This is a genomic window from Shewanella cutis, assembly GCF_022410515.1.
GTDB lineage: Bacteria > Pseudomonadota > Gammaproteobacteria > Enterobacterales > Shewanellaceae > Shewanella > Shewanella cutis.
Genome location: NZ_JACSDI010000006.1, coordinates 12,507 through 31,139 on the forward strand (window position 1 = coordinate 12,507; position 18,633 = coordinate 31,139).

At 46.1% G+C, this 18,633-nt stretch carries 18 protein-coding genes; 14 read left to right on the forward strand and 4 right to left on the reverse strand.

Going from position 1 to position 18,633, the window contains the following annotated elements:
• Positions 1 to 42: 42 nt before the first annotated feature.
• Positions 43 to 654, reverse strand: a complete 612-nt coding sequence (locus H9J30_RS10555; RefSeq protein ID WP_240130997.1) for an excalibur calcium-binding domain-containing protein — start codon at positions 652 to 654, stop codon at positions 43 to 45.
• Between the two features lie 301 nt (positions 655 to 955).
• Between H9J30_RS10555 and H9J30_RS10560 the strand changes: the two genes are divergently transcribed.
• A complete protein-coding gene (locus tag H9J30_RS10560; RefSeq protein ID WP_240130998.1) occupies positions 956 to 1,312 on the forward strand; it encodes a PadR family transcriptional regulator in 357 nt (118 codons plus the stop codon).
• Between the two features lies 1 nt (position 1,313).
• Complete coding sequence (locus H9J30_RS10565; RefSeq protein WP_240130999.1) at positions 1,314 to 2,264, forward strand: HAAS signaling domain-containing protein; 951 nt, start codon at positions 1,314 to 1,316, stop codon at positions 2,262 to 2,264.
• A gap of 14 nt (positions 2,265 to 2,278) precedes the next feature.
• Here H9J30_RS10565 and H9J30_RS10570 read toward each other — a convergent pair whose 3' ends face one another.
• Positions 2,279 to 3,073 (reverse strand): substrate-binding periplasmic protein, encoded by a 795-nt coding sequence (locus H9J30_RS10570; protein WP_240131000.1) that lies wholly within the window; start codon positions 3,071 to 3,073, stop codon positions 2,279 to 2,281.
• A 446-nt stretch (positions 3,074 to 3,519) separates the two neighbouring features.
• Here H9J30_RS10570 and H9J30_RS10575 point away from each other — a divergent pair, with 446 nt between their 5' ends.
• From H9J30_RS10575 to H9J30_RS10600, 6 genes are all read left to right on the forward strand, one after another.
• A complete protein-coding gene (locus tag H9J30_RS10575) occupies positions 3,520 to 5,016 on the forward strand; it encodes an alkaline phosphatase family protein (protein ID WP_240131105.1) in 1,497 nt (498 codons plus the stop codon).
• A 38-nt stretch (positions 5,017 to 5,054) separates the two neighbouring features.
• A complete protein-coding gene (locus H9J30_RS10580) occupies positions 5,055 to 6,686 on the forward strand; it encodes an alkaline phosphatase family protein (RefSeq protein ID WP_240131001.1) in 1,632 nt (543 codons plus the stop codon).
• A 91-nt stretch (positions 6,687 to 6,777) separates the two neighbouring features.
• Positions 6,778 to 7,524: a hypothetical protein gene (locus H9J30_RS10585; RefSeq protein ID WP_240131002.1), complete on the forward strand. Its 747-nt coding sequence runs from the start codon at positions 6,778 to 6,780 to the stop codon at positions 7,522 to 7,524.
• A gap of 153 nt (positions 7,525 to 7,677) precedes the next feature.
• Positions 7,678 to 8,508, forward strand: coding sequence for a helix-turn-helix transcriptional regulator (locus H9J30_RS10590; RefSeq protein ID WP_240131003.1), 831 nt, complete (start codon positions 7,678 to 7,680; stop codon positions 8,506 to 8,508).
• 102 nt (positions 8,509 to 8,610) lie between these two features.
• The gene (locus H9J30_RS10595; RefSeq protein ID WP_240131004.1) at positions 8,611 to 9,315 is read left to right on the forward strand and encodes a LysE family translocator; all 705 of its coding nucleotides are present in this window, start codon (positions 8,611 to 8,613) and stop codon (positions 9,313 to 9,315) included.
• 129 nt (positions 9,316 to 9,444) lie between these two features.
• Positions 9,445 to 10,254: a hypothetical protein gene (locus H9J30_RS10600; RefSeq protein WP_240131005.1), complete on the forward strand. Its 810-nt coding sequence runs from the start codon at positions 9,445 to 9,447 to the stop codon at positions 10,252 to 10,254.
• Positions 10,255 to 10,559: 305 nt separating this feature from the next.
• Here H9J30_RS10600 and H9J30_RS10605 read toward each other — a convergent pair whose 3' ends face one another.
• Positions 10,560 to 11,102, reverse strand: a complete 543-nt coding sequence (locus H9J30_RS10605; protein ID WP_240131006.1) for a hydrolase — start codon at positions 11,100 to 11,102, stop codon at positions 10,560 to 10,562.
• A gap of 310 nt (positions 11,103 to 11,412) precedes the next feature.
• Here H9J30_RS10605 and H9J30_RS10610 point away from each other — a divergent pair, with 310 nt between their 5' ends.
• The 5 genes from H9J30_RS10610 to aroG all read left to right on the forward strand — a co-directional run bounded on the left by H9J30_RS10610 (position 11,413) and on the right by aroG (position 16,061).
• Positions 11,413 to 11,751 carry a P-II family nitrogen regulator gene (locus tag H9J30_RS10610; RefSeq protein WP_011071066.1) on the forward strand — a complete coding sequence of 113 codons (339 nt, stop codon included), beginning with the start codon at positions 11,413 to 11,415 and terminating at the stop codon, positions 11,749 to 11,751.
• A 10-nt stretch (positions 11,752 to 11,761) separates the two neighbouring features.
• A complete protein-coding gene (locus tag H9J30_RS10615) occupies positions 11,762 to 13,012 on the forward strand; it encodes an ammonium transporter (protein ID WP_240131007.1) in 1,251 nt (416 codons plus the stop codon).
• A gap of 114 nt (positions 13,013 to 13,126) precedes the next feature.
• A complete protein-coding gene (locus H9J30_RS10620; protein ID WP_240131008.1) occupies positions 13,127 to 13,453 on the forward strand; it encodes a hypothetical protein in 327 nt (108 codons plus the stop codon).
• Positions 13,454 to 13,578: 125 nt separating this feature from the next.
• On the forward strand, positions 13,579 to 14,766 hold the full coding sequence (locus H9J30_RS10625) for a tetratricopeptide repeat protein (protein WP_240131009.1): 1,188 nt from the start codon (positions 13,579 to 13,581) through the stop codon (positions 14,764 to 14,766).
• Positions 14,767 to 15,002: 236 nt separating this feature from the next.
• Positions 15,003 to 16,061: a 3-deoxy-7-phosphoheptulonate synthase AroG gene (gene aroG / locus H9J30_RS10630; protein WP_240131010.1), complete on the forward strand. Its 1,059-nt coding sequence runs from the start codon at positions 15,003 to 15,005 to the stop codon at positions 16,059 to 16,061.
• A 49-nt stretch (positions 16,062 to 16,110) separates the two neighbouring features.
• Here the strand turns inward: aroG and H9J30_RS10635 are convergent, their stop codons facing one another.
• Positions 16,111 to 16,287 (reverse strand): hypothetical protein, encoded by a 177-nt coding sequence (locus H9J30_RS10635; RefSeq protein ID WP_011071061.1) that lies wholly within the window; start codon positions 16,285 to 16,287, stop codon positions 16,111 to 16,113.
• A 528-nt stretch (positions 16,288 to 16,815) separates the two neighbouring features.
• On the opposite strand from H9J30_RS10635, the gene H9J30_RS10640 reads away from it, so the two are divergent.
• Entirely contained in the window at positions 16,816 to 18,606 is a 1,791-nt protein-coding gene (locus H9J30_RS10640) for an ABCB family ABC transporter ATP-binding protein/permease (protein ID WP_240131011.1), read from the forward strand.
• Positions 18,607 to 18,633: the final 27 nt, after the last annotated feature.

Sequence of the window (18,633 nt, forward strand, 5' to 3'; positions counted from 1 at the left end):
TATCCAGTGCGCAAGCTTATCTATCATGTTTGCTTTACCTCGTTACAGCATGGATGAGCTACACCATTGGCTTTCACAGGGGATGCCATCGTCGTCGCCATCCATTTGCGTGTTGGGACAATTTTGAATGTAAAAGGTCGCTTCGGCACAGGAGCGCATATGGCTGCAATGGGTTTTGCCCGTTTCACACTGGAATTGCACCTCGAGTGAGTTTTGCTGTTGTAATACTTCGACTGGATCTTGGTTTACGTCAATAGTCGTTTCTTGTCTTTGCTGGTACTGGCCGTAGCCAAAACCCGCCAATGCAATCAGCAACAAGATTGAAATCACGCGGTTGAACGAGGCTTGCCCTTTACGGGAATGGGTGGGGTTGGTGGCTCGGTTAGCTGGTGGCGTGCGTGTTGGTTCCTTTGATACTGGACTTGCAGTCAACACTGCTACTCCTTCAATGGAGGCCATCACGGCTTTTATTTTGCCATCGTGTTGTACTTCTGTTCGGTACAGAATGCTATCGCCCACTTTGGGTTTTCGCGCCATCATTTTTAGTGCGGAAATGTGAATAAACACATCGCGAGCGCCGCTTTGTTCCGGCTCAATAAAGCCAAATCCCTTTTCATCGTTCCAGCGAACTAACACACCTCTATCCATGAGCATTGATTATTTCCTTATAAGTTGATTCGACGTTAAACCGGATTCTCCTGTAAAAGCTGGCTGCTAAGTTACTCAAGTTACAGCTTTTTGGCAATTTGTATCTTGGTCGCATAGCAATAGATGTCGTTTGCATTTTTGGGGAGTTCGCCTAAGTATCTTGCGTTTTATCTTATTTAAAAAACCAGTCATTAAGTTTTTTTGGTGAAATTTTGCACTAAAAACTTGCCATATTACTGTGTGGTGCATAGTATTTGCTGTGTGCCACATAGTATGTGCGGCACAGTGTTAATCATAGGAATTGATCATGACAAGTTCACAGCTAGTCAAAATGCGACTCGAGTTGCGCCGTGGAGTGTTGGTGTTGGCGGTATTGGGATTATTAAAACAACCCCATTATGGCTATTCACTCCGCAAACAGTTGCAGGATGGCGGTATCGATATTGATGAGGGGACGCTGTATCCCTTGGTTCGTCGTTTAGCCGAACAGGGATTGTTAGACAGTGAGTGGCGACAGGCCGAAGGGCGTGAGCGTCGCTACTACCAATTGTCTTCATCGGGGGCTGAGTTACTTGGCCAACTGACCGAGGAATGGCAGCAACTGAATGGGGCTTTAGCATTTTTGCTAGGGCAAGTTACCGACGAGAATGCAGAGGAAAACTGATATGGATTTAGTTGACCGTTATATTGCCGCAGTGCAACGGGAATTGCCCGAAGATAAACGTCAGGAAATTGGACGTGAGCTAAAAGCCAATATCTGTGATCAATTGGATGCGCTCGCGGAACACGCCGAGTTAACGGAATCACAAATCGCCGACGTACTAAAGCAAATGGGCCATCCGGCAAAGGTTGCGCGACAATTTGTGCCACCCACACCCATAGTCGCCAGTGATGATATTCCACTGTTTAAACACACACTTGTGATGGTGCTTGGGGTGTTATTTGTGCTGCAGGTGGTGAGCGGTGCGACTCAGTGGTTGGGTTCAACCGAGGGGAGTTTATTTGGATTTATCCGCCATATTGCCAGTGGTTTTATCGTGGACGCATGTTTTGCATTTACCGCCATTCTACTGTCTTTTTGGAGTATTTCAGCTCAGGGCAAGGTGATATCTGGTGGTCGTTGCCAACATTGGCAACCGCAGAATTTGCCTAAGGTTGGGCCAGATTGGCAGCATATCAGTTTAAGTGATGTGTTTTCCGATTTAGCCACTTATCTGTTTTTGTTACTGTTAATTTGGAATAACCTCTGGATGAGCGCAGATCAGTTAGCTGCTCGCTCGGTGATTTTTAGCGCCAATGCACAGCAATTATTGCAGTGGTTTAGCCCCATTATTCTGCTCTCTCTCCTTAATACGCTGTGGCAGTTGCGTCGTAGGTTATGGACTGCGCCATTATTGTTGGCAAATGCGGGGGTTAATTTGGCGTATGCGTTGTGCTTAGTGTTTCTGGCATTCAGTTCGCCGCTACTACAATACCAAGGGGGCGAAGTAGAGGGGATTTTTACCCTGCAGCAGTTAGATACATGGCTCGGCCATGCGCTGTTGGTTATTGCGTTATTTCCGAGTTATGAATGTATTCGCGATATATTACGTTGGCGAAAATTAACGGCTCATTAGGTGTGTTTAGGGGCTTATTTGGCATGATCTTCAAAACTTGTTTGTGCTTGTTGTTTGTAATACTCAAATAAGCCTTCTTGCTTCATTTTTTTAAGTTGTTTGGCAACATCGACTGCAAGTTGGCTATGGCGTTTATGTAAATAGCCATAATTTGTCACCGACTCTAAGTATGCAACTGGACGAATTTTGCCATCTTGAAACTCAGGTGTTTTTTGAAGGAGGTGCAAACTCACCTCGGAGTCAATATAGATATCAATGCGATCATGTAACAGTTTTCGAAAAGAGTTTATTGGCGAGGAGGACTCACTGAGGTGCGTTGCCGGAATAAGCTCAGTTAATTTTTGCTTTGCCTGAATCATGCCTCGATAATATTCTACTTTGTACCCCATGTTAGTTAATGATTGCCAATCCGTTATCTTGATTTGTGGGTGAGTTGTAAAGGCGATTAAATGGGTTTCAATAAAGGGTTCTTCAATCCGAACAACATTATTCACCTTATCTCCATAGCTAAAAATCCTGCCTGGTTCACCATCAATTTTACCCGATTCCAGCATTTTACTGGCTCGAATCGCGGGTACGATTTCGTAGTTAAACTGATAGCCTAGTTGTGTAAATGCGTGGGTATAAAGTAATTCTGCCCATTTTATGTAGAAGCTATTTTTGGGATCTTCGAAAAACGCCATGGTAATGGTGGGTTTATCTTGTACTGATGGGGTGGTTGGGGAAGGAGCTATATCACTTGCATAAGCGGAAAAACAACATAATAGCCCAATCAAGCTATTCGATATGGCGAGGTTCCATTGTTGCATATCAACTCCCTTTCATTAGCACTCAGTACCATTGAGTATAGTCAGCCTAATTTATTGGTTTTGTTTATTCTCAGCGAGTGCTTTACAGGGGGAGAATTCTTTATGCCAAACGGGCTGATTGTCATGATGCGGTTGGTTTTTTGGGCACTGGAGTGATGCACATGAAGTTAGCCCATGCTATTACGCTAGTTAACCTTGCCCTTGGGTATCAGTTACCACAATTAATATTAGTGAACACTTCTAGCATCAACCTTGGCGCCAAGTTTATCTTGCAATAAAGATAAACTTAGCGTTTTTCATGTTGTTTACTGCAATCATACTGACATTTAGCTGTAACAAAATCTCCATATAAATCACGCTTATTCGTCATATAAATCACAGAAAATCGGCGCGCCTCTAAAGGGAATACCCTCATACACACAATAATAAAATCGGTGATGAACGTGATGAATATTAAACGGATTGCTGCAACTATTTCCTGCAGTTTAATGACGGTTGTGGCCCATGCTGCAGTCTTACCCGCAACCCAAACCGATAGTCAGTGGTTTAAGGACAGTGCCGCTAACGTTGCGGCCAAAGCGCAGGTTGAAACCAAAAAAACAGCAAAAAATGTGATTCTCTTTGTTGGCGATGGCATGAGCATTTCAACCTTAACCGCTGCACGTATTTTGCAGGGACAGCAGCAAACAGGTAACCAAGGCGGCGAAGAGCACTTCTTAAGTTTCGAGCAATTTCCCCGCACCGCATTAGTGAAAACCTATAACACCAACCAGCAAACGCCGGACTCAGCAGGCACCATGACCGCCATGACCACAGGCGTGAAAACTAAAGCGGGGATGATCTCAATCTCTGACACCAGTTTACGCGGTAACTGTTTGTCTTCTAAAGGCAATGAATTAGTTTCCCTCGTTGATCTTGCCAATGCGAAGGGCTTATCGACAGGGGTGATCACCACGGCCCGTTTAACCCATGCGACCCCAGCGGCAGCTTACGCTAAATCCCCTGATCGCGATTGGGAAAGCGATGCAAACCTGCCAGCCGAAGCGGTTGCCAATGGTTGTACTGATATTGCTAGCCAACTGGTGATGCGCGATCCAGCCAATGCGCTCACCGTGGCATTAGGCGGTGGCCGCAGCTATTTTTTACCCAAAGAAGTGACAGATGGAGAGAACAAAGCAGGAAAGCGTAAAGATGGCAAAGATTTGACCAAAGCGTGGGTGACAAACTTGAGTAAAGCGGCCTACGTTTGGGACAAAAAAGGCTTTGATGCCGTCGATGTTGCTAATACCGATCACTTACTTGGCCTCTTTAATCCATCCCATATGGAATACGAAGCCGACCGCAATGATGACGTAGCAGGTGAGCCATCACTTACTGAAATGGCCACTAAATCCCTCGAAATTTTAAAGAAAAATGATAAGGGCTTCCTGCTGATTGTGGAATCGGGTCGTATCGACCATGGTCACCACGCGGGCAATGCCAGCCGCGCCCTGACCGATGCGGTGGAATTATCCAACGCGGTTAAAGCCGCGATCGATGCCACCAGCAGCGACGACACGCTAATCATGGTTACCGCTGACCACAGCCATGTATTTACCATTGCAGGCTACCCCAAACGCGGCAATCCGATTTTAGGCTTAGTACACGATGTGGATGGTTCGTTAGCCCTCGCTAACGACGGCAAGCCTTACACCACGCTGGCCTACACAAACGGCCCTGGCGCTGTGGTTGGCGTTCGTGACGACTTAACCTCTGTCGATACTCAAAATAAAGACTTCATGCAACAAGCACTTATCCCAATGGAAAGTGAGACTCACGCCGGTGAAGACATCAGCTTGCACGCAATGGGCCCAGGTTCGAATCTGGTGCAGGGCGTGATTGAGCAAAACGTGATCTTCCACATTATTAACCAAGCCCAACAGCTTGGCGGCACTAAGTACTAGGCGTCAGCGACCTACGGTTCTCACTTTTGGAGTTAAACATGAATAAGAAATTACTAGTACTCGCGATGTCAGCCATGCTGGGTTTAGCCGCATGCGGTAACGATGGTGACAATGGCGTGGCAGGTACACCGGGTTCAAATGGTTCAAATGGCAGCGACGGTAAAGATTGGAGCGCAGTCAATCAATGGTATGTGGATGCTCAAGCGCGCGTGACTAAAGCTGATGGCCTGAGCGTGAATAACGAGGTGGGTGCGGCGAAGAACGTGATCCTGTTTGTTGGCGACGGCATGGGCGTATCGACCATCACTGCAGCGCGTATTTTAGAAGGCCAATTAAAGGGCAAAACGGGTGAAGAAAACGCTTTATCCTTTGAGACGTTGCCCTATGTAGGCTTATCTAAAACCTATAACGTCGATGGTCAAACACCGGATTCTGCGGGCACTATGTCCGCGATGGTAACAGGGGTTAAAACCGATGTAGGTGTGATTTCACAGGCTGAAGGCGTAGTACGTGCTAACTGTGCATCGACCAAAGATCAAAATCTGGTGACATCATTAGAACTGGCTGCGATGGCGGGTATGTCTACTGGTGTGGTCACAACTGCACGTTTAACCCACGCAACGCCAGCTGCGACCTACGCCCATGTGCCTGATCGTGACTGGGAAGCTGACTCAAATTTACCTGCCGAAGCGGTAACCAATGGCTGTAAAGATATTGCCGCCCAAATGCTCGACTTTAATTATGGCAGTGGCTTAAACGTGATGATGGGGGGGGGGCGCCGCAGTTTTATCCCCAAAACCCTGATAGATCCAGAAGGTAAAGCGGGTAAGCGCAGCGATGGTCGCGATCTAACCGCTGAATGGTTAGCTAAGTACCCTAATGCGGCCTATGTTCAGGACCGAGATACCTTCCTCAATGTGGATGTGAAGAGCACTGACCATTTACTGGGTTTGTTTAATTCATCCCATATGGAATACGACTATGACCGCAGCGAAGCGGGCGTAAAAGGGGAGCCATCACTGGCGGAAATGACCGCCAAGTCGATTGATATTTTGAAGAAAAATGCCAAAGGCTATGTGCTGATCGTTGAAGCGGGTCGTATCGATCATGCGCACCATGCGGGTAATGCTGCTCGCGCCTTGTACGATACTATCGCGCTCTCTGAAGCGGTGCGCGTCGCCATGGAAAAATCCTCGGAAAAAGACACGCTCATCATGGTCACCGCTGACCACAGCCATGTGTTCACCATTGCAGGTTATCCAACCCGTGGTAACCCTATCCTTGGCTTGGTGAAAACCAACGATGAAAATGGTATCGCCGAAGTGACCAACTCAACTGATGCTAACGGTTTACCTTACACGACAGTTGGTTACGCCAACGGTATGGGTTATGCCTCATTAGCGACTGGTGGTGATGAGCGTTATAACTTCCCTGTGGATGGCGGCCGTAAGGACTTGAACTTTGTGGATACGCAAAACGCTGGGTTCCATCAAGAAGCGCTGGTGCCATTAAGCGATGAAACCCATGCGGGTGAAGATGTGGCGATTTTTGCCCGTGGCCCAAGTTCGGCTTTGATCCAAGGCACGGTTGAGCAAAACCATATCTTCCACGTGATGAACCGTGCGGCTAATTTGGTCGCTAAAGCAGAAGCTGCTGTAGCGGCAAAATAAGCCCAATGCCGATGGCGGGTTGGCCTGCTATCGGCTTTTATCTAACTGTCTGTAAAGCCAGTTATAAAATTAGCGTGTAAGTGAGAAATAAATGAATAAGCTCCTATTGATCACCTTATTATCGGCTTTGATTTCACCCGCAATCGCCTTAGCGACGCCCGTTACTGCTCAAGCTGCAGGCAAAGCTGGTATGCAATGCGCAAATATTCAAGCCGCCCATCTAAAAGCCCAATACCAAGTGACCAATGCTAAAGGGCACCGCTGGCAGATGACCCTGCTAAGAGATGGCCAAGAGTTTATTATTCAACGGGATAACACCACTTTTGAGCAATGGACAAGGAATGGCGAGTATGTGCGCTATTTTCCCGTTGAAAAACGCTCAGTTACCTACCGTAAAGGGGATTTGCGGGCGTTAAATATTCAGCACGATCGCGAGCAGCTATACCATGTGGTGTCTCCGGCATTGCCCGCTAATATGGCGAAAACCGAGCTAAAACAACTACCTTGTTTCTCGATACAAGGTTTTGCAGGCAAGGTTAATGGCATGGAGAGCCAGCTTGATTGGATTACTAGCATTGAGCTGCCGCAGCAATTTAATTTAGGTGCAGAATTAAGTTATCAGTTGCTCACGGTTGAGCCCTACAGCCATGAGGCGTTTACGGTGTTAACCCAGAATTATCAAGATATTGACTTTGCCGATGTTGGCGACAGTGAGTCAGATCCCTTTATCGCCAAGATGATTAATCAAGGCTTTATCGAACACGGCAGTAGCGGTTTTTATAGCAGTGAAGGGCATGCTATTGAAGCTCAAGGTGGCCACGGCAGTCATTCGCACTAAGCGACTTTTGAGTTACCACAAAACGCCCGCATTTGGGCGTTTTTGCATTGGGTATTGGCATCGCTGCAATAATTTACTATTCCAGCCAAGTTGTGGGCAGCTAGAATGTAGTATCAAAAGTGATATTTGCTGAGAAAAATTGAATTAATCCCTATGAGCCGCACGACTCCCGTTGAACATATCAATTACTGGCGCCATCCCAGCCTCTCGGGCATTGAACTGAGTCAGGCGGAATTTACCCACTTCAGTTTTGATAAACACGTGCATCTGGATTACCACTTAGGCGTAGTCACTCAAGGGGCGCAGCAATTTATCAATAAGGGCAGTCATTATCAGTTAGGGCAACACGGCCTCTCGACCCTCAATCCCGATGAAACCCACGATGGACAAAGCCGCGATGCCGAAGGCTATCGGGTGAAAGTGATGTCCATCCCGGTGGATTTTATGAATGCGATCAGCCAAGAGATGGGGCAAGCTACGCACTTTTTTAACGCACCGATCGTAGATGATCCCGCGTTATATCAATATTTTATTCAGTTACATAATCTACTTACGCAAGGTCAATGTACTGAGCTAGAGGCTGAATCACACCTATTAAACTTTATGCAGCTGTTATTAACCCGCCATCCTGCAGGCATACTTAAACTGGGCCAGGATCAAGGTTTATCCTCGCAGCAGTTAAAGCTAATCAAACAAAAGATCCACGACGAGCCTTGGCAGAATACTCAGCTCGAGGGGTTAGCCAATGAGGTTAACTTAAGTAAGTTTCAGTTTTTACGACAGTTTAAACAGGCTACGGGCATGACTCCCCATGCGTATCTTAAGCGGGTACGTTTAGAGCTCGCTAAAAAGTCTTTAACCCATGGCACCTTAGTGGTGGATGTTGCGCAGCAGTTAGGTTTTTTCGACCAAAGTCATTTAAACAAGGCGTTTAAGCAGGCCTTTTTGCTCTCACCTGTCCAATTCCAGCGGCGTATGCTTTGATCTTATTTTTGTTATTTTATTCTCGTGCAATTTCTTACAATGCAAGCTCTGAGCCCTTGGTCATAATGGACTTTCTGATTTTTTGCTTGCGGAGCCATATTGATGGATTTATCCCTATTATTCACCTTAGCCCTGATCCACTGTGTTGCCTTAGTTAGCCCTGGGCCGGATTTTGCCATTATAGTGAAGATTGCTACTTCGCAGCCGCGTAATACAGCTATCGCTACTGCGGCGGGAATATCGATGGCGATTTTAGCCCATACGATTTTGAGTTTAACTGGTGTCAGCTTAGTGATTAAAAGCTCCCACTCCTTGTATCTTTTGGTGCAACTGCTTGGCGCTTCTTACTTAGCTTGGATGGGATTTGGCGCGCTCAAAGCCGCAATCGCTTTTTTTAGAAAGCCCAAATGGCAATTGAAGGGTGAGGAGGCGGAGTCATCCGTAGCGACAGCGGCTCAAGCAAACACTGGCGATAACTCGCAAACCAAGGCGGAAAAAAGCCTATCACCACGGCAGGGATATATGACGGGACTTTATACCAATTTATTGAATCCTAAAGCCTTAGTGTTCTTCTTAACCTTGTTCTCAGCCTTAATCACCCCCAGTGTGACGCCAGCGACTAAGGTTGCTGCAGCACTGGTGTTATTTGTTTTGTCATTGATTTGGTTTGGCTTTCTCGCCCTAATGCTTTCTAAAGCAAAGGTGCAGCAAAAAATGCAGCGGATAACACCTATCATTGATGCTGTAATTGGGGTGATTTTTATGTCAGTAGCACTGGCAATAGTGTCGAATTTGCTGCTTGCATAAAGCTGCTGTGGACGACTCTGGCGTAAGGAATTGCTTCGATAATGCTGGGGTGATTACAGGTGTTTCGCCTCGCTATGGTATCCTTGCCAAGTCTTAATTTGGATGTTTTTGACTTTAAAGGAATTAACCATGCTTTATGCCCAGTTTTATCGAGCATTTTCTTCAGTAAATCGACTCTCCCGTTTAGGGCTTTTTGCGGGCTTGTTGCTAGGGAGTCTGAGCACTTCGCCACTGGCGCAGGCCGCATTAGATGCGGAATATGTGCCCAAAGTGCAGGCGCTGATTGACGCGGCGAAGGCTGGAGATCGCCAGGCCATTGCTAAACAGATTGCGTATCCCCTCAAGCGGGATTATCCGCTCCCCGATGTGCAAAGTTCCCAGCAAATGTTAGAGCGATTTGTGCAAGTGTTTGATAGCAAATTGCTGTCTGAAATTGCTAACTCTACAGCCGAGAGCAATTGGGACACTATGGGCTGGCGTGGCATTATGCTTAACCATGGCAGTGTGTGGTTGGATTTTGATGGCAAAATCTCAGGCATCAATTATCAAAGTCCAGAAGAAGCCAAACTAAGAGACGCGCTGATCGCGCAGCAAAAATCGACCTTACACGAGAGTGTGCGGGAATTTATCAGTCCAGAACTTGCGTGGGAAACCGCGCGATTTACCATTCGTGTCGATGCCATCGATAATAACCAATACCGTTACGCTGCGTGGGCGAAGGGGAAATCGCTGAGTGAACAGCCTGATTTAGTCCTTAAAAAGGGGAAGTTAGTCTTCGATGGCAGTGGCGGAAATCATTCCTTCCAGTTTAAAAGCGGCCCCTTTCTTTATGTCTGCGATGTGATCGTGCTCAGCGCCGAAGAGAGTCCCGTGGGCAGACTTTATGTCTACAAAAATGATCAATTGCTGGTGCAGGAGCCTGTGATTAAGGCTGAATAAGCAAACCGAGATGGCTTATGCTGCAGTGCGATAAGCCATTTGCATGCTGGTATCCCATTGCCGCAAATACAGGATTAAGGTTTGTTGTCATAATTAATCCCGCCAAAATTGCCATGCGCAGCAGTGCCGTTATTTTCTTTTCTAGACTTCAAGGGTTTCTTATCGGTATCGTTTTAGTTGAGGTTGGTATGCTGGTAAACAGGAAAGCCTAGTCAATTTACTCCATCGCATTATTTCTGTTTCTACGATTCCTACAGTCTCTAAAGCCGCCTTTATCAATAAAGGCGGGTCTTAAGAATGGGATCTTACTTTATCAATTTTATCAGTGCCTTAAAGCGGTCGCCTTGGGCTTGATGTTGGAGTTCGAATAACAGTGACTCCACATTGGTGAGGTTTGCACCCTTGGCCGTCATCATTTGGATCCCTAACTGTTTATTGTCTGCACTGCGGGATGAAACCGCGTCGGCGACGAGATGCACCGAATAGCGTTGGTCTAGCAGATCGCGGCAGGTTTGATACACGCAAACATGGGTTTCTATCCCCGCGAGCAAGACTTGCTTGCGCCGTGTTTGGGTTAATGCATTGGCAAATTCATCACAGTACCAGCCACTGAAATGTTGCTTGGCAATCGGCGAACTGCTTCGTTCGAGTAAGGTTTTTAATTCTTCGGTCGTCGAGCCGAGTTTCTCAGGCAATTGCTCTAACCAAAGAATGGGGATTTCAAACAGCTGCGCGCCTTGGATTAGCGTGCTGAGCTGCTGGTGGAGCTTAGCCGTATTGTCCATGATCTGAGCGAGTTTTCCCTGCACATCGACGATAACAAGTACACATTCTTCGGGTTTTAACATCGGACATTCCTTCTGCGCGGGTGGAATAAAGGCGTCGTTTGGCGATCGCTCTGTTTATTTTTTGCACTGTTAGTAAACCCTAATTGGCCAACCTCACCAATAGGGCAAAAGTCGAATATGTCTTGCACTTAAATTGCTCACTAAAAAAGTGCGTTGCTTTAATGGATGCACAGTTCTGGTGCATTTTTAGGCGCGTCAAAAACCGTATTATTATATAAAGTTATATAAATCATATAATTAAAAATCTGGCCTAATGATTGAATTACCTTTGCTACAAGTTAATAACAATCGCGTTTTTTTGGAGGTCAAGATGAAACTAGTCAGCGCTATCATCAAGCCATTTAAATTGGATGATGTCCGTGAAGCTATCGCCGGAATTGGTATTGAGGGGATGACGGTGACCGAGGTTAAAGGTTTTGGCCGTCAAAAGGGGCACACCGAGCTTTACCGTGGCGCCGAGTATCAGGTGGATTTTTTGCCAAAAGTAAAACTAGAAATTGCCACTAAAGCCGAAAATCTCGACATGCTGATTGAGGCGATTACCACTGCGGCTCATACGGGAAAAATTGGTGACGGAAAGATTTTCGTTATCGACTTAGAACATGCCATCCGTATTCGTACGGGTGAACTCGATACTGAAGCGCTATAGGGGGCGGAAGATGGAAGAACTAACAAAATTAGGCGTGACAGTCTCTGAATTACGCTTTGCACTCGATACCTTTTATTTTTTGATTTCCGGCGCTTTAGTCATGTGGATGGCTGCGGGTTTTGCCATGCTCGAAGCGGGATTAGTGCGTTCAAAAAATACCACCGAAATTTTAACTAAAAACGTGGTGTTATATGCGATTGCCTGTGTGATGTATTTATTGGTTGGTTACAACATTATGTATGTCGACAATGCCGAGGGCGGCTGGCTGCCTTCACTGGGAACGCTGATTGGTTCGCAAGCCGATGATGCCAACCATGCATTAGAATCTGACTTTTTCTTCCAAGTGGTGTTTGTGGCCACGGCAATGTCGATTGTCTCTGGCGCGGTGGCGGAGCGGATGAAGTTGTGGGCATTCCTTGTCTTCTCCGTGGTGATGACTGGCATTATCTATCCCGTTGAAGGTTACTGGACGTGGGGTAAAGGTTTTATCGCAAGCTTAGGATTTGTGGACTTTGCGGGCAGCGGTATTGTGCATATGACTGGCGCGGCCGCGGCTATCGCTGGGGTGTTATTACTGGGGGCGCGTAAGGGGAAATATGGTCCTAATGGTCAAGTGAATCCTATTCCAGGTTCTAACTTACCGATGGCAACCTTAGGGATGTTTATTCTGTGGATGGGTTGGTTTGGCTTTAACGGCGGCTCGCAGTTGATGGTGTCAGATGCGGCCAACGCAAGCGCAGTTGCTAAGGTGTTTGTTAACACCAACACCGCCGCCGCTTTGGGTGCAATCTCTGCCCTTATCGTGTGTAAAATGATATGGGGTAAAGCCGATTTAACCATGATCCTCAACGGTATTTTGGCGGGCCTAGTGGCGATCACGGCCGATCCTTTATCGCCTTCACTATTGATGGCGGGTGTGATTGGTTTAGTGGCTGGCGGTTTAGTGGTGTTCTCCATTGTCGGCTTAGATCGCATTAAGATCGACGATCCTGTTGGCGCGATTTCGGTGCACGGTGTGGCGGGTTTCCTCGGTTTAATGTGTGTGCCTTTGTCGAATGCCAATGCCACCATAACCGCACAATTAACCGGTGCAGCGATTATCTTCGCGTGGGTATTTAGCGCCTCTTTTGCGGTGTGGTTTGTACTGAAGATGACCATGGGTATCCGTGTTTCAGAGGAAGAAGAATACAATGGTATGGACGCATCAGACTGCGGTATCGATGCATATCCAGAGTTTGTGACAGTCAAAAGTGCGGGCTAACTGGTATTGATATCACTTGATGCCTCTAAGGGATAAGAGGATAGTAAAGCAGAGCCAAGGCTCTGCTTTTTTTATGGGTTGTTAATAGAATCACTACACCACAGGGAGTTCTCAATGCGCCTAATGCCTTATCCAGCAACAACATTTAGTATTCTTTGTGCAATCTTAGTGTTGCCTGCGTTGGCAGGGCAGGTGGTGGTGACTCGCTCCAATGAACATTTCGATGCTTTTGCTGTCCGCGATCAAGTACTTAAAGACTATGAATGGCAAGAATCCTTGAGAAGACAGGAACAGATTCAAATTCTTCAAGCCTTGCCCCTTGGGTGTATCGTGCAGATGCAACCATACCGTTACTTTCGCTGTGGCCAAGATAATTATCGTCCTTACCGTTATCAGCAGCAGGATGTGTTTATCAAGGTTGATCCTCCAGGGCAAAATTAACACTTAAGATGCTGCGCTTCCGTGGGATATGCAGCATGCATTCATATTTTGTCACCATTTAATGGCGTCTTTTTGGCCAAGTGTAATAAGCTCAAATAGGAGCTTTATGGTCTGGGGGACGTATCATGATACAACTGCGCACCATCTCTAGCGGCATGATCTGCTCATTGTTACTTTTACTATTATGGGGTTGTAGCTCAACAGTCCCAAAACCAAGTGATAATGAGCTTGATGCCCTGTTTGACGATTCGTTATTTAAACCTGTGACTAATATCCCCAGTGTTGAAGATATTTTTAGCCTTCCCTCCTCTGTGGCGCTTGATGTTAAGCGAACTTATGATCGTTACGCCATTTCGACTAAAAATCCTCTCGCGGTGCATGAATGGTTGGCCAGCTATATCAATGCTAACCAAGAGGGCGGTCAAAGCGATTTTCGCTATCAAGATAATTTGACCCAAACCGCCAGCGAAACCTATGCCCAACGAGCCGGAAACTGTATGTCGCTGGTGGTGATGACATCGGCATTGGCAGACATTTTTAATATTGGCACTGAGTTTCAGGATATTGCGATTGAACCGGTCTGGGATAAGCAGGGGGACTTTTACCTGATTAATGGCCATGTCAATCTACGTTTGTTGCCAGCACAGAGTATGCACACTGTTTATGTATCAACCCATGCTATTTTGGTCGATTTTATGCCCGAGCGGGCACTTCGCGGGGTCGATAAAGTCCAAATTAATCGTCAGACCTTAACGGCCATGTTTTATAACAATATGGCCGCAGAATCCTTGGTGGAAGGGGATTTAGATCGCGCTTACGCCTTAGTTAAAGCCGGCTTAAAATCTGGGCACTTTATTCCGGCTCTTAACACCTTAGCCGTAATTTATCGCCACAAGGGCGATGAAAAGCGCGCCGAGCTGGTTTATCGCTATGCCCTCAAGTTTGATCCTGATGATATGACAACACTCTTTAATTTAGCCGTTATCCTCGGTAATCAAGGTCGCTTAGAGGAATGGGCGCAAATACATAAAAAGCTTGAGTTAGCGCGTATTCGTAACCCTTATTACTATTACAATATGGGCGAGCAGGCCTATGACGAGCATCAATACCGTGAAGCGCTCGCGTGGTATCAAAGGGCAGTCGATAAGGCCGATTATCGGCATGAGTTTTTCTTTGGCTTGTCTCGTACTTATTGGGCGCTTGGCGATGAAAAGCGGGCCAAACAGAATATGGAAAAAGCGCTGGCGCTCAGTCGCGAGGCCGCAGATCAACATCGCTATCAAGCAAAGTTGCAGGCAATGCGGCAACACTAATCCTTTGGCGAGTGTTAAAACACCTTATCGACGTCCTTGCGACTATCAAGTTGAAATATTTGAACTTGAAATTTTAAAAGTAATTTAAAACAATATCTTATATCTGATTTTTTGAAATGGAGACAACTTGGTTGCATTAGCGGCGCAGACTGGATAAATTGAACTCAGTATTGCAGTTGAGATCCCCTATTGCAGCGATGAAGATAGCCTAAACACCAGAGTTGGAGCAGTAAATAATGTATTACCAAAATGATGACGTTCGCATTAATGAAGTTAAAGAGTTACTTCCCCCTATTGCGATACTAGAACGATTTCCTGCCTCCGAAAACGCTGCTGCAACTGTGTTTAATGCCCGTCAAAGCATCCATAATATTCTCGCTCGTGAAGATGATCGCCTATTAGTGGTCATTGGTCCTTGCTCTATTCATGATCCTAAAGCGGCGCTGGAATACGGTCAGCGATTGGTTGCCCTTAGGGAGCGCTATCAAGATCAACTTGAGATTGTGATGCGAGTGTATTTTGAAAAGCCGCGAACTACCGTAGGATGGAAGGGGCTAATCAATGATCCTTACATGGATAACAGTTTCAAACTGAATGATGGTTTGCGAACGGCGCGCAAACTTTTAGTCGATTTAAATGATTCAGGCATGCCGACCGCGGGTGAGTTCCTCGACATGATTACCCCGCAATATGTGGCGGATATGATGTGTTGGGGCGCCATTGGTGCCCGCACAACAGAATCACAAGTCCACCGCGAACTGGCCTCTGGGTTATCTTGCCCTGTGGGCTTTAAAAATGGCACCGATGGCACAATCAAAGTGGCAATCGATGCCATTGGCGCCGCTAATGCGCCGCATCACTTTTTATCTGTGACTAAATTTGGCCATTCGGCGATTGTCTCCACTAAAGGCAACCCAGATTGCCATATCATCCTTCGCGGCGGCCGCGAGCCGAATTACAGTGCGAGTCATGTCGCCCAAATCAGTGACCAACTGAAAAAAGCCAAGCTGGTCGATAACATCATGATCGACTTTAGCCACGCCAATAGCAGCAAACAGTATCAGCGGCAAATGGTGGTAGCCAATGAGGTTGCCGAGCAAGTTGCATCCGGTAATAAGGCGATTTTTGGGGTGATGGTTGAAAGCCACTTAGTCGAAGGACGTCAGGATCTTATCGAAGGCCAAGCGTTATGCTACGGCCAGAGTGTGACCGATGCCTGTATTGGTTGGGAAGATACTGAGCGTTTGTTAGCTGTTTTAAATCAAAGTGTTATTGAGCGACGTCAGCGGGTTTAATGTCTTTTAAAGTCAAAAATAAAGGCGCTATCCTGGCGCCTTTATTTTATTATTTCTTGCTCATTTGGGCTAAATATTCGTTCGCTTTGGCTAAGCTACCAAAAGCAGCGATGAGGTTATTTCGGCCTTTGTCCTGAATTTCTGGATTCCCTGATTCGATCATCATCCACACCCAAGTTTGGATCAGTGGTAACGGCGGGTATTGAACTTTAGCTGAATCCAACATAAAGCATCCTTCGATTTTGAAATATTTGAATTACTTTTAGTGTTATCGCAGAACGAGTAGGGGGCTTATTTCCCCGCTCAAAACTGCGGCCAGAGATTTGCAAATCCTGCTGCTAACGAACTTAAATCCATAGGGCATTTTGGGTAAAACCGACAAAATAATCAACACTCAGACATAGCCTATTTTAGCGTGCAGTATCCGGATAAAAGCCTTGGTACGACAGTATTTGTCATCATTTATAAGCTCTTAGCGATATATCTTGGTGTAAGTCGTTAGTGTGACATTTTGATATTTAAATGACTTGATTCGACTCGTTTTAGATTGCTTAGAATATTTAAATTAAAAGCTCTGCAAAAACGAATGCCGAACACTTGTACACGTCGGTATACCCGTGTTGATTTTGCTAAGCTTTGAGCCGTTTGTCTGTCAGAAAAATCTGATTGATTTTATTGAAACTTTACCTTTTTACTTCACCTTAGTGCTCGCCATGCTGTTACAATTGACAGACTCAGGCAAAGGTTTAGATATATGCGCCCAACACTGTATTTTGAAGGTCCCATCGATAAGCTCAATTGGCATGTGATTAAGTTACTTTGGCCCTATTTGCTTGAATATAAAGGGCGGGTAGCATTAGCTATGTCTTGCCTTATCGTCGCTAAGCTCGCTAGTGTGGGTTTACCTTTTATTCTTAAAGACGTCGTCGATACTTTAGATGCCAATAAAACAGCGCAGGCGTTGAGTGTTCCCATAGGATTAGTGCTGGCCTATGGCACCGTCCGCCTGCTGACGGTTATCACGGGGGAAATCCGCGACACCTTATTTGGCCGGGTGACGGAGCGCGCCATTCGTCGTTTAGGTCTGGCGGTGTTCGACCACTTGCATCGACTTGATTTGGATTTTCACCTTGAGCGCCGAACCGGTGGTTTATCACGGGATATTGAACGCGGCACCAGTGGGGTGAGTTTTTTGATGCGGTTTATGGTATTTAACATAGTGCCAACCCTGTTAGAAATCGCCATGGTGATTGGTATTTTCTTTTTTAATTATGGTGTTGCGTTTGCATCTATCACTTTTATCTCTGTGCTAGCCTATATTTGGTTTTCGGTCATTGCCACTGAGTGGCGCACCGAATATGTCCGTGATGCAGCTAAAGCTGACTCCCTCTCCAATACCCGCGCGATTGATAGCCTATTGAACTATGAAACCGTGAAGTATTTTAATAATGAGAAATATGAATCGGAAAGATACGATCAAGCCCTAGACCAATGGGAAGTCGCGAAGCGTAAAAATCGTTTATCGCTGTTTGCGCTTAATGGTGGTCAGGCGTTAATTATTGCTATAGCGATGACTGCGATGATGGCATTAGCAGCTTATAGGGTTACCAATAATGAGATGACACTCGGGGACTTTGTACTGATAAACGCTTTTATGATGCAGCTGTTTATGCCTCTGAATTTTTTAGGTTTTGTCTATCGAGAAATCCGTGGCGCACTTGCCAATATTGAGCGGATGTTTAGCCTGCTGGATAAGCACCCGAGCATTGTCGATAAACCGGATGCATTAGATTTTGAACCTAAGCGGGGTGAGCTGAGTTTTGAGCAAGTGAGTTTTAGCTACGATGATAGGCCAATATTGCGTAACGTCTGCTTTAAGGTTGCTGCAGGTAAAAAGGTCGCAGTCGTTGGGGATAGCGGCGCAGGCAAATCAACATTAATTAAGCTATTGTTTCGTTTTTACGATGTAGAACAAGGGCGTATTTTGATTGATGGACAAGATATTCGCCAATTAACGCAAGATGCACTACGCAGAGCGATTGCGATAGTGCCGCAAGATACAGTGTTATTTAATGATTCTTTAGTGGAGAACATCCGCTATGGCCGCCCCGATGCGACGGATGAAGAAGTAAGGCATGCCATCAAACTCGCACATTTAGAGGATTTTATTGCATCGCTTTCACAGGGGTGGGATACCAAAGTGGGCGAGCGGGGATTAAAACTGTCAGGTGGTGAAAAACAACGAGTTGCGATTGCTCGAGCGATCTTAAAAGGATCGCCAGTGTTAGTGTTTGATGAGGCGACCTCATCCCTCGACAGCCGCTCCGAGCAGGCGATTTTGTCAGCCTTGCGTGAGGTGGCGAAAGGGCATACTAGCTTAGTCGTGGCGCATAGATTGTCGACTATTGTTGATGCTGATCAAATCGTTGTTTTAAGCAAAGGGGAAATTGTCGAGCAGGGTAATCACTCTTCGTTATTAGCTCAAGGTGGTCTTTATGCCAAATTGTGGCGCATACAAAATGAGCAACAACACCTTTCTGTGTAAGTGTTATAGCGACAAGGTAATTCAGTT

Bases quoted from the DNA above. Each gene is read 5' to 3' on its own strand.
- H9J30_RS10555 (WP_240130997.1), bottom strand. From the start codon at position 654: ATGCTCATGGATAGAGGTGTGTTAGTTCGCTGGAACGATGAAAAGGGA.
- H9J30_RS10560 (WP_240130998.1), top strand. From the start codon at position 956: ATGACAAGTTCACAGCTAGTCAAAATGCGACTCGAGTTGCGCCGTGGA.
- H9J30_RS10565 (WP_240130999.1), top strand. From the start codon at position 1,314: ATGGATTTAGTTGACCGTTATATTGCCGCAGTGCAACGGGAATTGCCC.
- H9J30_RS10570 (WP_240131000.1), bottom strand. From the start codon at position 3,073: ATGCAACAATGGAACCTCGCCATATCGAATAGCTTGATTGGGCTATTA.
- H9J30_RS10575 (WP_240131105.1), top strand. From the start codon at position 3,520: ATGAATATTAAACGGATTGCTGCAACTATTTCCTGCAGTTTAATGACG.
- H9J30_RS10580 (WP_240131001.1), top strand. From the start codon at position 5,055: ATGAATAAGAAATTACTAGTACTCGCGATGTCAGCCATGCTGGGTTTA.
- H9J30_RS10585 (WP_240131002.1), top strand. From the start codon at position 6,778: ATGAATAAGCTCCTATTGATCACCTTATTATCGGCTTTGATTTCACCC.
- H9J30_RS10590 (WP_240131003.1), top strand. From the start codon at position 7,678: ATGAGCCGCACGACTCCCGTTGAACATATCAATTACTGGCGCCATCCC.
- H9J30_RS10595 (WP_240131004.1), top strand. From the start codon at position 8,611: ATGGATTTATCCCTATTATTCACCTTAGCCCTGATCCACTGTGTTGCC.
- H9J30_RS10600 (WP_240131005.1), top strand. From the start codon at position 9,445: ATGCTTTATGCCCAGTTTTATCGAGCATTTTCTTCAGTAAATCGACTC.
- H9J30_RS10605 (WP_240131006.1), bottom strand. From the start codon at position 11,102: ATGTTAAAACCCGAAGAATGTGTACTTGTTATCGTCGATGTGCAGGGA.
- H9J30_RS10610 (WP_011071066.1), top strand. From the start codon at position 11,413: ATGAAACTAGTCAGCGCTATCATCAAGCCATTTAAATTGGATGATGTC.
- H9J30_RS10615 (WP_240131007.1), top strand. From the start codon at position 11,762: ATGGAAGAACTAACAAAATTAGGCGTGACAGTCTCTGAATTACGCTTT.
- H9J30_RS10620 (WP_240131008.1), top strand. From the start codon at position 13,127: ATGCGCCTAATGCCTTATCCAGCAACAACATTTAGTATTCTTTGTGCA.
- H9J30_RS10625 (WP_240131009.1), top strand. From the start codon at position 13,579: ATGATACAACTGCGCACCATCTCTAGCGGCATGATCTGCTCATTGTTA.
- aroG (WP_240131010.1), top strand. From the start codon at position 15,003: ATGTATTACCAAAATGATGACGTTCGCATTAATGAAGTTAAAGAGTTA.
- H9J30_RS10635 (WP_011071061.1), bottom strand. From the start codon at position 16,287: ATGTTGGATTCAGCTAAAGTTCAATACCCGCCGTTACCACTGATCCAA.
- H9J30_RS10640 (WP_240131011.1), top strand. From the start codon at position 16,816: ATGCGCCCAACACTGTATTTTGAAGGTCCCATCGATAAGCTCAATTGG.